The organism is Pseudoalteromonas sp. SCSIO 43201, assembly GCF_023716725.1.
In the GTDB taxonomy this organism is placed as follows: Bacteria; Pseudomonadota; Gammaproteobacteria; order Enterobacterales; family Alteromonadaceae; genus Pseudoalteromonas; species Pseudoalteromonas peptidolytica.
Genome location: NZ_CP072683.1, coordinates 2,666,563 through 2,681,434, shown reverse-complemented (window position 1 = coordinate 2,681,434; position 14,872 = coordinate 2,666,563). Strand labels below are relative to the sequence as shown.

Below are 14,872 nucleotides of genomic sequence, written 5' to 3'. Positions count from 1 at the left end.
TGGTGCCTTGAAAATCTCAGGTTCGAACCAGAGTAAACAGTTTATATTCCACTAACGTGCAATAGGCTTACTTAGGTTAATGGCGCGTATTGTAGCAAAGCTGACCGAGCGCGCCTAGTGCTAAATGCACAACGACTGTGGCATAATTTGCTGCTAATCGCTGAATTTAGGAGTTAAGGTGATAAAAGGGTTATTTAAATCAGGTATGATTGTCAGCGCGATGACAATGATTTCGCGTGTGCTCGGTCTGGTGCGCGATGCTGTGGTAGCAAATTTACTGGGCGCAGGGTTGGCCGCCGATGTCTTTTTATTCGCCAACCGTATTCCTAACTTTTTACGTAGATTATTTGCTGAAGGAGCCTTTGCTCAAGCATTTGTCCCTGTATTATCAGAAATCAAAGAAAAACATGGCGACGATAAAGTACGGTTATTCGTTGCACAAGCCGCTGGTACCTTGGGAACCGTCTTACTGTGTGTCACTATCTTAGGCGTAATAGGCTCTCCTGTCATTGCTGCATTATTTGGCACAAGCTGGTTTATAGATTGGATGCAAGAGGGAGCCGATGCTGAAAAATTTGTCCTTGCAAGTGCGTTATTAAAACTTACATTTCCTTATCTATTTTTTGTTTCTTTGGTTGCACTAAGTGGCGCAGTATTAAATGTGTATAACCGCTTTGCGGCCGCGGCGTTTACTCCAGTTTTACTTAATATTACCATTATCGCTTGCGCTATTTTCCTTCATGATAAATTTGAGCAAGGCGCGTATGCACTGGCTTTAGGTGTATTTATTGGTGGTATTGTACAGCTACTTTTTCAACTCCCATTTTTGCTAAAGCTTGGTGTCTTAAGCCGTCCGCGGTTTGCTTGGCAAAGTCCTGAGGTGACAAAAGTGAGGACGTTAATGATACCTGCATTATTTGGCGTGTCGGTGAGTCAAATTAACTTATTATTAGACACTATGATTGCCTCGTTTTTAGTTACAGGCTCTATTGCATGGCTGTACTATTCGGACAGACTGATTGAGTTCCCACTTGGGCTGTTCGGTGTTGGTATTGCTACTGTTATTTTACCGGCACTTTCTAAGCTGCATGCGGGTGACAAAGGCTCCGACTTTCAAAAAACGCTTGATTGGGGAGTGCGTTTTGTGATCTTTTTGGGGTTGCCTGCCATGCTTGGTTTAATGGTTATAAGCCCACTTATCATCTCGGTTTTATTTGGTCACGGTGAGTTCGTATCGCAAGATGCAGACAACATTAATAAAGTTAGCATGGGGGTCGCAGCATATTCAGTTGGCTTACTTAGCTTTATGTTAATTAAGGTTTTAGCTCCAGGCTTTTATGCAAGGCAGGACATCAAAACACCGGTTCGTATTGGGATTATCGCAATGGCGCTCAATATGGTATTTAATCTGATGTTGGCACCATTTATTGGTTACCTTGGCTTAGCTCTTGCGACTTCTTTATCTGCATCTTGCAACGCGTTTTTGTTATATCGACATTTATCTCGTCAAGGGGTGTATAAGGTAAGTGGGTTCTCATTAACTTTTGCGGCAAAATGCTTGGTATCGGCGGTGGCTATGGCTATCTCGGTATATAGTTTGGCAATACAATTTGATTGGCTAGCATGGGGACTCATAGATCAAATTTTATTACTTTGTGGTTTATTAACGGTCGCGATAGTGAGCTATTTCAGTCTACTATTTATGCTAGGGGTAAGATTCAACACAATCCGTGATGCTTGATTCGCATTTTTAAGCAACTTGGGTATAATCGAGCTCTTTGATATTTGCTGCACAAAGGCACGGCACTATGCAACTAATCCGAGGGATCCATAATATTCGACCACATCACTTTGGTTGTGTGTTGACGATTGGAAACTTTGATGGGGTTCACCTGGGACATGTAGAAGTTTTGAAAGGGCTGATTAGCGATGCAAAACACTACCAACTACCAAGCACTGTGATGTTATTTGAACCACAACCTTTGGAGTTTTTTGCAAAAGATAAAGCGCCGGCAAGATTAACTCGACTGCGTGACAAACTCGTTTTATTGCAAAAATTGGGAATAGAACGGGTGATATGTGTGAACTTTAATCATAAGTTTGCATCACAAGATGCCGAGCAATTTATTAGGGATGTGTTGATAGCTAAGCTCGGTACTCGTGCCTTGACTATTGGCGACGACTTTCGTTTTGGCCGTGAACGAGCCGGAGATTTTTCGATGCTAAAGCGGGTGGGTGAACCACTTGGTATGCACGTTAAGGATACGGCAAGCTTTCGTAAACAAAACTGCCGAGTGAGTAGTACCTTAATCCGTAGCGCACTGGCACAGGGAGACTTAAACCAAGCACATGAAATGCTGGGTCATACTTACGCTATCTCTGGTCGTGTTATCCATGGGTGGAAAAAAGGTAGAGAGCTTGGGTTTCGTACTGCAAATATCGCCTTGAAACGCCAGGTCAGTCCCGTATGTGGGGTATATGCGGTAATTGCAACGGTAAATCAAAAAACACATTATGGTGTAGCTAATGTTGGTACTAAACCAACGTTAAATGGCACTAAAGCCCTCTTAGAGGTGCATCTATTTAATTTTAATGAGACCATCTACGGTCAATTTATGAAGGTGGAGCTGATTGAAAAGCTTCGCGATGAGCAAAAATTCGAAACATTGTCGCAACTAACAGAGCAAATCAGCCGAGATGTTAGTCATGCAAAACAGTGTTTTTCTTTAACGTAGCCGATACGGAAAGTAGGATAAATGAGCGACTACAAACATACTTTAAATCTACCGGAAACTGAGTTTCCGATGCGTGGTAATTTGGCGCAACGCGAACCAAAGATGCTGAAAAAATGGTATGAAGAAGACTTATACGGTCAAATTCGCATTGCGAAAAAAGGTAAAAAGCCATTTATTTTGCATGACGGTCCTCCGTATGCAAATGGTAATATTCACCTAGGTCACTCAGTAAATAAAATCCTAAAAGATATTATTATTAAGTCAAAAACGCTTTCAGATTTTGACGCACCCTACGTGCCAGGTTGGGACTGTCATGGTCTACCCATTGAGCTACAAGTTGAAAAGAAAGTTGGCAAGCCAGGCAAAAAGGTATCAGTTGCTGAGTTTCGCGAAAAATGCCGTGACTATGCTAAAAAGCAAGTTGAAGGCCAAAAGGTAGACTTTAAGCGTCTTGGTGTTTTGGGTGACTGGGACAAACCATACTTAACCATGAATTTTGATTTTGAAGCCAATGCTATTCGTGTACTTGGTCGTATTATCAAAAATGGCCACCTACACAAAGGTGCAAAACCAGTTCATTGGTGTACAGACTGTGGCTCGGCACTTGCTGAAGCGGAAGTTGAATATCAAGATAAGCAATCTCCAGCTATCGACGTAAAATTTGTATTTGCAGACCAAGCAGCAATTGTCGACGCGTTTAGCTTGACCGATGGCCATGAGGGCAAAGGCGAAGTAAGTACTGCAATCTGGACTACAACACCTTGGACATTGCCTGCAAACCGCGCTGTAGCGGTACATGGTGCACTAGAATATGCGTTGGTACAAATCGAAGATGAAGGTCAAGAGCAGCGAATTGTACTTGGCTCTGAGTTAGTCAAAGATGCAGTAGACCGTTTTGGCTTTAAGCACTTCCATGTATTAGGGTATGCAAAAGGCGCAGCACTTGAAAATCTTCGTGTTGTACACCCATTCTTGGACTTTGATGTTCCAGTGATTTTAGGTGAGCACGTAACAACAGATTCAGGTACTGGTATTGTTCATACGGCACCTGGTCACGGTCAAGAAGACTTTGTAGCAGGTCAGGCTTATGGCCTTGAAGTTGCAAACCCTGTTGGTGCAAATGGTGTTTATCTACCGGACACGCCAATTTTTGCAGGTCAGCACGTGTTTAAAGCGAATGACAGCATTATCGAACTGTTGAACGAAAAAGGTGTGCTGTTCCGCCATAAGGCACTGACGCATAGCTACCCGCATTGCTGGCGCCACAAGACTCCTATTATTTTCCGTGCGACGCCGCAGTGGTTTGTGAGTATGGATCAAGCGAACTTACGCACAGATTCACTGAATGAAATCAAAAAGACCGAATGGTTACCAGAGTGGGGTGAAAGCCGCATTGCAAACATGGTTGAAGGTCGCCCAGATTGGTGTATTTCTCGTCAACGTACTTGGGGTGTACCAATCGCGCTATTTGTTGACAAAGACACAGGTAGCCTGCACCCAGATACAGAAAGCTTAATTGAAGCCGTTGCCAAGTTAGTAGATGAGAAAGGTATTCAGGCTTGGTATGACCTTGAGCCGACAACTTTACTGAGCGATGCAGATGCGCAGCAATACGTTAAAGTACAAGATACACTCGATGTTTGGTTTGATTCTGGTGTAACACACGCTTGTGTAGTAGATGCCCGCGAGGAGTTAAGCGGTCCTGCTGATCTGTATCTAGAAGGTTCTGACCAACACCGTGGCTGGTTTATGTCATCAATGATGACTTCTGTTGCTATCAACGGTCATGCGCCATATAAGCAAGTGCTAACGCATGGCTTTACGGTAGACGAAAAAGGTCACAAGATGTCTAAGTCATTGGGCAATGTGATTTCACCGCAAGATATTATGAATAAACTGGGAGCAGACATTCTGCGCCTGTGGGTTGCGTCAACAGATTATACTGCTGAGATGACGGTATCTGACGAAATTTTTAAGCGCTCAGCGGATCGTTATCGCCGTATTCGTAATACAAGTCGTTATTTACTTGCTAACCTAAGCGGTTTTGATCCAAAAACTGACTTAGTAGCGATAGAAGATATGGTTGAGCTAGACCGCTGGATTGTAGCGCGTGCAGCACAACTACAAACTGAGATCAAAGCAGCCTATGACAAGTATCAGATGTTGCAAGTTACACAAAAGCTTATGAACTTCTGTACTGGTGAGCTTGGCTCTTTCTATCTTGACGTAATTAAAGATCGTCAATACACCGCGAAAAGTGATAGCCACGCTCGTCGTTCTTGTCAGTCAGCGCTTTATCATATCGCTGAGGCGATGACACGTTGGATGGCGCCGATCATGAGCTTTACCGCACAAGAAATCTGGGAAGTTTTACCGGGTGAACGTGGAAAGTTCGTATTTACTGATACTTGGTATGATGCAATTGAAGGTGCAACAGAAGGGTCACTAAATAACGAATACTGGCAGAACTTACTGGCTGTACGTGACGAAGTGAACCGTGTACTTGAAAATGCGCGTAAAGAAGAAGTAATTGGTGCGACTTTACAAGCTGAAGTAACGCTGTACACGGGTGGTGATTTAGCTGAGCAATTAAATGCTATCGGTGATGAACTGCGCTTCGTACTATTGACTTCAAAAGCAGTGGTAGAGGTGGTGAATAGCCAGCCTGAACATGCTATCTCAACAGAAATAGATGGTTTGTTTATCAGCGTTACTGCAACAGAAGCTAAAAAGTGTGACCGTTGTTGGCATTATACTGATGATGTCGGTAGTGACTCACAATACCCTGATATTTGTGGTCGCTGTATCAGTAATGTTGAAGGTGATGGCGAGCAACGCCAATTTGCCTAGGAGTCAAATGTGACACAAACTACACAGAAAAGTGGTCTAGTGTGGTTGTGGCTTAGTCTACTGCTTTTTGCAGTAGACTACTTCACCAAAGCACTGGTAATGACCGAAATGGATCTCTATGAGTCCATCGATATCCTACCTATCTTCAATTTAACCTATATGCACAATTATGGGGCTGCATTTAGCTTTTTAAGTGATGCGGGTGGTTGGCAGCGCTATTTTTTAAGTGGTATTGCTATTGCCATTAGTACGTTATTAGTATTTTGGCTGCGCAAACTTCCGGCTTCGAATTGGCAGTTAGGTCTTGCATATTCACTCGTACTCGGAGGGGCAGTTGGCAATTTATACGACCGGATCATCCACGGGTATGTGATCGACTTTTTGCACTTTTATTATCAGGATTGGCATTATCCGGCATTTAATGTTGCGGACATGGCAATTGTTGGTGGTGCAGCACTGCTTATTTTTGATGCCTTTACCAGTGGCGATAAACCACAGGAGAAACAATCGTGAATGAACAAGTGATTGGAGCAAAATCAGAGGTTTTGTTTCACTTCTCAATAAAGTTAGAAGATGGTTCAGCGGCCGACTCGACTAAGGTCCATAACAAACCAGCCAAGCTTTTTATGGGCGATGGCAGCTTAACTGAAAACTTCGAAAAATGCTTACTGGGACTAAAAGCAGGCGATGAAAAGTCGTTTGAGCTTGAGCCAGAAGATGCGTTTGGGCAACCAAACCCTGACAATATTTACTACGTTGATAGAAGTAAATTTGGTGCAGATACACCGGCTCAGGTTGGTAGTATTATTGCCTTTACTCAACCTGATGGTACTGATCTACCTGGGTTGATCCGAGAAGTTGCTGGTGATTCGGTAACGGTGGATTTCAACCACCCGCTTGCGGGTCAAAAAGTGACATTTGAAGTTGAAATCCTAGAGGTAAGCAATTAATGGAAATCTTGCTCGCAAACCCAAGAGGATTTTGTGCTGGCGTTGATAGAGCCATCAGTATTGTTGAGCGTGCGCTCGACATTTTTACTGCGCCCATCTACGTCCGTCATGAAGTTGTGCACAACAAGTATGTGGTGGATGGTTTAAAATCTCGTGGAGCCGTGTTTGTTGAAGAGCTGGATGAGGTACCCGATGACAGTATCGTCATTTTTAGTGCACACGGTGTTTCTCAGCAAGTCCGTAACGAAGCAAAGCGCAGAGAGCTAAAAGTGTTTGACGCTACTTGCCCGTTAGTGACCAAAGTGCATATGGAAGTAACTCGCGCTAGTCGAAGAGGCACTGAATGTGTGCTGATTGGACATCATGGTCACCCTGAAGTTGAAGGGACGATGGGGCAATATGACAACCCTAATGGTGGTATCTATCTTGTTGAGACACCCGAAGACGTAGCGGTGCTTGAAGTTAAAGATGCCAATAACGTGTTTTATTGTAGCCAAACGACACTCTCTGTCGATGATACAGCTGACGTTATAGACGCTCTGCGAGAGAAGTTCCCGAACATAAGTGGCCCGCGTAAAGATGACATTTGTTATGCGACCCAGAATCGTCAAGATGCGGTACGTGACTTGGCAGACAAAGTTGATTTACTTCTTGTTGTTGGTGCTAAAAACAGCTCAAACTCGAATCGCTTGAGAGAGTTGTCGGATAAAATGGGCACTAAATCTTTTTTGATTGACGACGCCTCTTCCATCGATGAGTCATGGTTATCAAATGTCGAAAAAGTTGGTGTGACAGCAGGAGCATCGGCACCTGAAGTATTAGTACAGCAAGTTATAACTCGGCTTCAGGAACTTGGCGGTAAAACCGTTGTTGAAAATCCAGGGCAAGAAGAAAATGTTGTCTTTGCAGTTCCTGTCGAGCTGAGATAGCAGGATAGGGCGATGACACCGAGAATTAGGTTGTTGTCAGCACTATTATCAGAACGAGGCATACTGGCTTTACTAGTTGCCTCGCAGCTCTTTGCTTTTTTATACTCTTTGATCATTTCAGGACCATTTTGGCAGAGTTTGGGTCTTGTTAGCTTATTTATTCACTTCACGAGCTTTTTATCTCTCACTATCTTAGTAGTGATACGTCGCTTCGTAGAAACTCGCTCTGATCTTGTTGAAGCAGGCATACTTATCTTAGTGTTTGTGATGGCAACGGCGCTCACCAGTTGGTTCTTTCCTTACTTATTTACGCTACTTGGATGGATTGATGAAGCCAAAGTTGAGATCAACCTTTGGCGGAACATTGCAATGTGTTTGTGCATTATGACTATCTTTGCTCACTTTCTCGCAATTTTTACAGACAACATCCGCAAGGTAGAAGCATTATCTCGGGCTGAACTAGAAGCATTGCAGGCAAGGATCCGACCGCACTTTCTATATAATACGTTAAATACAGTTGCTGAGTTGATACATCTGGATCCGAGCAATGCAGAAAAATCAGCGCTAGCACTAGCTGATTTATCCCGTGCAGCGATGTCAACCCAAAGTGTTGTACGTTTAGACGATGAAATTCAAATGTGTAAAGCGTATCTGGATCTAGAACGCTGGCGGTTTGCTGAGCGCTTGAGGGATGACTGGATACTAGAAAATATCATAGGAGATGAGCGTATCCCTGCACTTATTTTGCAGCCGCTCGTAGAAAATGCAGTAAGCCATGCTGTTGAGCCAAACCCCATTGGTGCAGATATTAAAATTTCTATCCATCGAGCTGGGCGCATATTGACGATAGTGATTGCCAACTCCTACAATCCAACATTACAACCTACTCACCAAGGTCATGGTATTGGTCTGAGTAATATCCAGCGTCGTTTGGCGCTATATTATGAACCGTCTGTTGATTTTGAGGTTAATGCCAGTGAAGACAGCTTTACCGTTTCTATTTGTATACCGTTATGAATACGTTAATACCTTACCTCATTGTGGATGATGAACCACTCGCAAGAGCTCGCATTAGACGATTGATGGACAAACAGTTGCGATTTGTCTGTGTGGGTGAAGCGAATAGCTCAGCAAGTGCTAAAACAGTACTTGATGAAATGGTGGTCACACTTATTTTTTTAGATATTTCTATGCCAGGCGAGTCCGGTCTGACGTTTGCCACTGAACTTAGACAGCGGTTTCCTCGGATAAAAATTGTTTTTTTAACAGCACACCCAGAATATGCACTTGAGGCATTTGATTTGCATGCTAATGGCTATTTGGTGAAACCGCTGCGCGAAGATAAGTTGACGGCTCTATTGATGACTATTTTCCCAGAAGTAGAAACGATTAGCTATCATGTCGGAAATGAGCTTCGTCATGTGCAATTAGCCGATGTGCTTGTGGCACAAGCAGATGATAAATATACTCGTATTACGTTAAAGTCAGGGACAGATGCACTTGTCGATATATCACTCAAAGCATTGATGGATAAATTCCCCACACACTTTGTACAAATCCACCGAAGCACGCTTGTCAATCGTAATGATATCGCTGTATTGGAGTCGCAGGGACACAAGCACTTTGTTGGTTTAAAGTCGTTATCTGCACGATACGAAGTGAGTAGAAGAGCTTATTCCCAATTAAAAGCGCTACTGTAATAAACCGTTCATCGGCTTAATAAACCTTTCAGACCATTTCACGTTGAGTTTCAGATCCTCCTGTTTACACTGAACCTAGGATAATAATATTCTGGTTCCACTATGAGGATAAAATACAGGCAGCAAGGCTTCACTCTGTTAGAAGTGCTCATTGCCTTTATGATTCTGAGCTTTGGGTTATTAGGCGCGGTGGCGCTGCAAGCAAAAGCAAAACAAGCAAGCTTTGACTCAATGCAAAGAGCGGCAGCAGTTGAATTGGCCAGCGACATTATGCACCGTATTCGTAGTAACGATGCAACGAATATCGCTACTTTATACAACGTTGATTTTAATAGTACCGAAGCGGTACAAGACACAACGGCATGTTATAACAACTTTTGTAATGCCGCAGCCATTGCACAGACGGATATTGCGAATTGGCGCCGAGCGATTAGAGCGCGAGAAAACACAGGCGCATTGGATAATGCAGTTGTATGTATTAATCCAACGACAGGGGCGGACGCCTCGGGGATCAATGTAGAGGTTATCGTAACATGGCGCGGTCGCCAAGCGATGACAGCGCTAGAGAATAACCCCGCAGGTGATTGTGGTGTGGCTGACGATAGGCGCAGGGCGGTTGTAATGCAGACATTTGTACTCATTAGGAGTGAGCCATGAGAAAAGTACTTGGCTTTACTTTGCTAGAAATCATGATAGCTATGTTTATTGGTGCCATGCTTTTAGGTGGCGTTATTGCCACCTATGTTGGAATGAAAGCCACGACAAGCGATACCATACAAATCGGAGAGCTTCAGGAAAAAGGGCGTTTAGCGTTGTCAATTATGCGTCGTGATATTGAACAAGTTGGTTTTTGGGGCACGTTTTACGACAAAGGGTTTACACTGGATAACCAAAGTGCGCCAGCAAACCCTGGTAATGACTGTTCTGGTGGGATTAACAATGGCAGTTTTCCGAACAACCAACCAGCTAACTTTAGACCAATTTGGGCCACATTTACGACTAATGCTACAGCGCTCGGCTGTGTCACATCTGCAAGACCACAATCAGAAGTACTACAAGTAAAATTTCTGGAAGGAAACCCGGTCACAACAGTAGGGCTTGTCCCTGACATGGCGGCGATCCGAGACACAAGGTATTACTTTATTGCTCAGCAAGAGCAAGCTGAATTTATTGCTGGGGGTAATATCGCTAATATGCCAAGTGTCAACGCGACGTTATGGCCATACAGTCATCACGTTTATTATGTCAGTGAAGAACAGCAAGTGATCAATAATCGCACCCTTACCATTCCGGTGTTAAGGCGACAACGTTTGCTCGTCAATGGCGGAATGAGTGATGAGCTGGTCATTGAGGGGGTTGAACAAATCCGCTTTGTTTTCGGACTCGATACTGACTATGACGGTCGCGTTGATAGGTATCGACACACAGCCAATATGTCTGAAACCGATTGGGAAGGCACCCGCGGTATTTTGTCGTTACAGCTTTTTGTATTGGTTAGGGTATTGCAACCAGATCCTGACTTTGGCGTACAGGCACGAACATACACTTTAGGAAATGACCCAAATAGACGTGAGCTGACCTACACCGACGCTATTCGTCGCACCGTATTCTCAACCACTATTTCAATGTACAACATGGGAGGCTCATCGTGGGAAATGTAAGACAGCGAGGAGTAGTTTTGATCATGGCCATGGTAATGGTTGTGGCTGTGATGGCGATAGCGGTGACACTGATGAGCACCAGTACACTGGATATTAAAATGACACATGCGGTGATGGAGCGAGAAGAAGCTGAAAGCCTGTTATTTGGTGAAATGCAGCGTCTGATCAGGCAAGAACAAAGGGCGGCAGACAACGTCTTTTTACGTTCACGGCAGCAGCTCGCTGATGATGGTGCAACAGTACAGACTCCTGGCGGTCTTCAAGCTACGGTAACGAATTTAAACAATGGTGAGCTGGAGCTATTTTGCCCACGCCAATTTGATTATACCGCAGGCTTTGTTTGCAACATGACAGAGGTACAGGCCACAGTGGGGTATGGTGATAAGGGTCGTCACAATGTCACAATTGTGATGGGAATAGGCCAAGAAATTGTCAGTGTTTCTAACTAGTATTTCTCGAGTACAGACTATGAATAAGCTCTTTTATGTTATTACCGTTATAGCAATAGTGCTACAGACTGCAAAAGCGGAAGATATAGAACTTTATGTTAAACACAATGTGTCAACTCGGGAGCAGCCGAGAGTTTTGATGCTTTTTGATACCTCAGGCAGTATGGCTTGGGATTCACAAAATGGTAAAACCTGCTATGAACGCTACTCCTACAGGTATCGAGGGCGCTGGCGGTATGGCTATCGAGAGGCCGAGTGCTTTAACGGTAGTAATTGCTACCAAGCTAACCAATATAACCAAGCTGTTCAAGGTTGTGCCGATAGCCGTTTAAAGGTTGCTAAAGACGCCATGCGTAACTTAGTAACTAAGAATGATGACATTCAATTTGGCTTATCTCGTCTGTATTCATCAAGTGGTGGATATATTTTAAATGGCATTGGCAGCAGCCAGTCTGATATTGTAGATAAAATAAACGCCTTGCCAGCATCGGGGTCAACTCCGCTATCAGAAACGCTGTGGGAGCTTTATAACTACTTAAAAGGCGGAGATGTATATTGGGGAGAGAATGGTGGCTATGACCGAGATAGAAGTATTGAAAGTGGTGGTGATTACATTTCTGCATTTAAGCGTCAGCCCGGTGCAGAAGAGCGCTGTGATACATCTGTAAATTTGATCTTGATGACAGATGGCGATCCAACTAGTGATACCGACTCGAATAATAGCATAGTCAATGAGTATTATTCTGTGTATGGCGCATATCCGGATTATTTTGATGTAAATGCAGGCTCTGGCGTTACCAGAAACTACTTACCAGCATTAGCAAAAGCCATGCGTGGTACTTCGCAGGTAAAGGTTGACTTATATCCGACTACCCCAGATGAACATGATTTTGCACGTGTATTTACCATTGGATTTGGTAATGGGATGTCAGAGCTAGGTAAGGATTTACTTGCTGAAACCGCAGAGCAGGGCGGTGGACAATACCTACATGCTAATAGCGCAAATGAGTTGTCAGACGTACTAAAAACTACCATCACCAACATTCGTAACATTAGCGCTAGCTTCAGCTCGCCAACCGTTTCTGCTAATGCAGAAGATCAAACGCAAACTGGTGATGCGCTTTATTATACTTTGTTCAAGCCTGAAACTCATACACGCTGGCGTGGTAACTTAAAAAAGCTAAAGTTTGAGAACAAGAAGATAATTGGCCAAGAGAAAACGTCAGCAATTGACAGCAAAGGAGCCATTTCAACTAACGTTACAACCTACTGGTCTGAACCAGGCTCAAAAGATGGTAACAATATAGAAAAAGGCGGAGTAAATTACGCGCTTCAAAATCAGATCAGCAGAAAAGTACTATCTGATTTTGGTGGCAGTGCACTGGTTAGTTTTACCTATACTAATGGTAAAAATACCTACGGAGATCATGCTAGTTTAGCTTCAGCTATGGAGATGAGTGGGGCAAGTGAGGGCCAATTACAAGAAGTTTTTGATTGGGCGATGGGTCAAGATGTTGACGATGATGATGGCGACAGTAACCGCTCAGAAAGAAGAGCGGATATTTTCGCCGATCCACTTCACTCAAAGCCTGCTACGGTTGACTATGGTAATGGAGACGTCCGTATTCTCGTCGGTACGAATGCTGGTATGCTGCATATGTTTAAAGACAGTGGTAATAGTGTTAGTGAGAGCTGGGCGTTTATTCCTGGAGAGCTGCTGCCAGTCTTAAACTCAGTTAAGACACAAAAACCAGAAACAAAAATTTATGGGGTCGATGGTCCAATTACGACTTATTTTCATGACCTAAATAAGAACCACAAAGTAGATAATGGTGATAAAGTCTGGGCGTTTGTTGGTTTGCGACGCGGCGGGAATGAGTATTATGGCTTTGATATTACCGACCCTGATTCGCCTAAATTATTGTGGGGTGGGCCTATTTCTGGTGACAAGACCAAGTTTAATCACCTAGGACAAACGTGGTCGAAGCCGGTTGTTTCTTTTATTGAAAAACAAAAAGAAAGGCCTGTATTAATATTCGCCGCGGGTTATAACACGAATAAAGATAATGTCTCGAGATCAGAAGATAAAGACAATAAGGGCGTAGGGCTTTACATGGTTGATATTATGTCTAGCAATGCTGATATTGTTTGGTCACTAACAGGTGATGCTTTTAAAGGAAAGCATAGTATCGTAGCGGAGCCAACACTGACTGACTCTGATTATGATGGCTTTGTTGACAGAATATATTTGGCCGACACCGCAGGTAGTATTTGGAGAATTGATATTCCTGGTCCAAATCCCAATGATAGCGACGAGCCTTGGACACACTTTGAGCTTGCCCGTTTAGGCAGCTCCGCAGCTGATCAAGATAGGCGTTTTTTCTATCGCCCGACTGTGGCAAGGACATTCTATAGCCAAGTCACAAAGACAGTGAACAGAGACAATGTTAATGATACTCGAATCGATAGGAAAGACACGCCATTTGACGCTATTGTCATTGGTAGTGGCAACCGTTCCAAACCAACAGATTCAAGTGTGACTGACTATTTATTTATGATCCGAGATATACACACCAAAACACAGTCGTTCGTTAATGATATTCCCGAACCCATTGTGGTTGAAGAGTTAATGGAAATGAAAAACGACCCATTTGGTAATGCTGTTAGCGATCTAAATACATTTATCAACCTAGAGGTAGAACTTAGTAAATTTAAAGGTTGGAAATATCAGCTATCCGGCGGCGAAAAGTCCTTAGCTGCGACAACAGTTATTGGTGGAGTTGCATATTATACTTCCTTCACGCCAGCTGATCAGACAACACAACAGTGCACATTGACAGGTGGTAAAGGACAGCTTTATATGTTTCATCTTCATTATGGAACAGGTAAAACCTATATTACATCACAAGACTTACCTGATACACCGACCATGATCGTGAGAGAAAACGTGGTTTATATCCCAGGTCCTGGTATTGAAGCCGGTCCTGATGCAAGTACGCCATTTGCGCCACCAAGTATTCCGAGTGAGCCGGTTCCTGTCGTCGGAGAAAATGGTTTAATCGAAATTTTTAAAAGTAAAAGTACAGGAATAAGAACTAGGCAGCTTTACATCTATAAACGGGAAGAAAGTGATGAGAAAAATTAACGGGCTACCTCATAATCGTCGGGGCTTTACGTTAATCGAAGTCATGATAGTGGTGGTAATAATTGGCATCATGTCAGCTATAGCGTACCCTAATTATACTGACTACGTCAGACGAGGTGCACGTGCTGAGGCGATGGCTGTGTTGCTCGATGCAGCAAATAAGCAAGAACAGTTTTTTGTTGATAATCGTCGCTACTCCAATGATTTAGGTGCAATAGGAGTACCTCGGGAAACAGGTAATGGTTACTTTGTTATTACCTTACAAAATGTCACTGTAGATACGTTCAGGGTTGTTGCAACTGCAACTGCGGGCCCAGTAAGAGGAGACCAAGAATGTCCAGCACTAACAATTGACGAGCTTGGTGTGCGTGGCGTAGCTGGCGTAGTAGGGCAAGCCCAAATTGATCGTTGTTGGGAGCGATAAGCACACATCATGAGGGAGATGTCACTCCC

The 14,872-nt window shown here is 43.6% G+C and carries 13 protein-coding genes; all 13 read left to right on the top strand.

Going from position 1 to position 14,872, the window contains the following annotated elements; all coding sequences use genetic code 11:
* Window positions 1-178: 178 nt before the first annotated feature.
* The 13 genes from murJ to J8Z24_RS11450 all read left to right on the top strand — a co-directional run bounded on the left by murJ (window position 179) and on the right by J8Z24_RS11450 (window position 14,843).
* On the top strand, window positions 179-1,741 hold the full coding sequence (gene murJ / locus J8Z24_RS11510; protein ID WP_280177899.1) for a murein biosynthesis integral membrane protein MurJ: 1,563 nt from the start codon (window positions 179-181) through the stop codon (window positions 1,739-1,741).
* 67 nt (window positions 1,742-1,808) lie between these two features.
* Window positions 1,809-2,735 carry a bifunctional riboflavin kinase/FAD synthetase gene (ribF, locus tag J8Z24_RS11505; RefSeq protein ID WP_128731373.1) on the top strand — a complete coding sequence of 309 codons (927 nt, stop codon included), beginning with the start codon at window positions 1,809-1,811 and terminating at the stop codon, window positions 2,733-2,735.
* Between the two features lie 21 nt (window positions 2,736-2,756).
* The gene (gene ileS, locus J8Z24_RS11500) at window positions 2,757-5,585 is read left to right on the top strand and encodes an isoleucine--tRNA ligase (protein ID WP_125254257.1); all 2,829 of its coding nucleotides are present in this window, start codon (window positions 2,757-2,759) and stop codon (window positions 5,583-5,585) included.
* Between the two features lie 9 nt (window positions 5,586-5,594).
* Complete coding sequence (gene lspA / locus J8Z24_RS11495) at window positions 5,595-6,098, top strand: signal peptidase II (protein WP_128731375.1); 504 nt, start codon at window positions 5,595-5,597, stop codon at window positions 6,096-6,098.
* Window positions 6,095-6,535 (top strand): FKBP-type peptidyl-prolyl cis-trans isomerase, encoded by a 441-nt coding sequence (gene fkpB / locus J8Z24_RS11490; protein WP_125254255.1) that lies wholly within the window; start codon window positions 6,095-6,097, stop codon window positions 6,533-6,535. Before lspA ends, fkpB begins: the two co-directional genes overlap by 4 nt.
* Window positions 6,535-7,464, top strand: a complete 930-nt coding sequence (gene ispH, locus J8Z24_RS11485; RefSeq protein WP_128731376.1) for a 4-hydroxy-3-methylbut-2-enyl diphosphate reductase — start codon at window positions 6,535-6,537, stop codon at window positions 7,462-7,464. The genes fkpB and ispH overlap by 1 nt, the downstream gene beginning before the upstream one ends.
* Window positions 7,465-7,476: 12 nt before the next feature.
* Window positions 7,477-8,481 (top strand): sensor histidine kinase, encoded by a 1,005-nt coding sequence (locus tag J8Z24_RS11480; protein WP_128731377.1) that lies wholly within the window; start codon window positions 7,477-7,479, stop codon window positions 8,479-8,481.
* The gene (locus J8Z24_RS11475; RefSeq protein WP_252094710.1) at window positions 8,478-9,164 is read left to right on the top strand and encodes a LytR/AlgR family response regulator transcription factor; all 687 of its coding nucleotides are present in this window, start codon (window positions 8,478-8,480) and stop codon (window positions 9,162-9,164) included. Before J8Z24_RS11480 ends, J8Z24_RS11475 begins: the two co-directional genes overlap by 4 nt.
* Before the next feature lie 102 nt (window positions 9,165-9,266).
* Window positions 9,267-9,821: a type IV pilus modification protein PilV gene (gene pilV / locus J8Z24_RS11470; protein ID WP_147388830.1), complete on the top strand. Its 555-nt coding sequence runs from the start codon at window positions 9,267-9,269 to the stop codon at window positions 9,819-9,821.
* Window positions 9,818-10,825: a PilW family protein gene (locus tag J8Z24_RS11465; protein WP_252094709.1), complete on the top strand. Its 1,008-nt coding sequence runs from the start codon at window positions 9,818-9,820 to the stop codon at window positions 10,823-10,825. The genes pilV and J8Z24_RS11465 overlap by 4 nt, the downstream gene beginning before the upstream one ends.
* Window positions 10,813-11,274: a pilus assembly protein PilX gene (locus tag J8Z24_RS11460; RefSeq protein ID WP_252094708.1), complete on the top strand. Its 462-nt coding sequence runs from the start codon at window positions 10,813-10,815 to the stop codon at window positions 11,272-11,274. Before J8Z24_RS11465 ends, J8Z24_RS11460 begins: the two co-directional genes overlap by 13 nt.
* 19 nt (window positions 11,275-11,293) lie before the next feature.
* Window positions 11,294-14,419 carry a pilus assembly protein gene (locus J8Z24_RS11455; RefSeq protein WP_194086967.1) on the top strand — a complete coding sequence of 1,042 codons (3,126 nt, stop codon included), beginning with the start codon at window positions 11,294-11,296 and terminating at the stop codon, window positions 14,417-14,419.
* Window positions 14,406-14,843 (top strand): type IV pilin protein, encoded by a 438-nt coding sequence (locus J8Z24_RS11450; protein WP_176033896.1) that lies wholly within the window; start codon window positions 14,406-14,408, stop codon window positions 14,841-14,843. Before J8Z24_RS11455 ends, J8Z24_RS11450 begins: the two co-directional genes overlap by 14 nt.
* Window positions 14,844-14,872 lie beyond the last annotated feature (29 nt).

Bases quoted from the DNA above. Each gene is read 5' to 3' on its own strand.
- J8Z24_RS11455 (WP_194086967.1), top strand. From the start codon at position 11,294: ATGAATAAGCTCTTTTATGTTATTACCGTTATAGCAATAGTGCTACAG.
- J8Z24_RS11450 (WP_176033896.1), top strand. From the start codon at position 14,406: ATGAGAAAAATTAACGGGCTACCTCATAATCGTCGGGGCTTTACGTTA.
- J8Z24_RS11475 (WP_252094710.1), top strand. From the start codon at position 8,478: ATGAATACGTTAATACCTTACCTCATTGTGGATGATGAACCACTCGCA.
- ribF (WP_128731373.1), top strand. From the start codon at position 1,809: ATGCAACTAATCCGAGGGATCCATAATATTCGACCACATCACTTTGGT.
- J8Z24_RS11480 (WP_128731377.1), top strand. From the start codon at position 7,477: ATGACACCGAGAATTAGGTTGTTGTCAGCACTATTATCAGAACGAGGC.
- J8Z24_RS11465 (WP_252094709.1), top strand. From the start codon at position 9,818: ATGAGAAAAGTACTTGGCTTTACTTTGCTAGAAATCATGATAGCTATG.
- pilV (WP_147388830.1), top strand. From the start codon at position 9,267: ATGAGGATAAAATACAGGCAGCAAGGCTTCACTCTGTTAGAAGTGCTC.
- ispH (WP_128731376.1), top strand. From the start codon at position 6,535: ATGGAAATCTTGCTCGCAAACCCAAGAGGATTTTGTGCTGGCGTTGAT.
- ileS (WP_125254257.1), top strand. From the start codon at position 2,757: ATGAGCGACTACAAACATACTTTAAATCTACCGGAAACTGAGTTTCCG.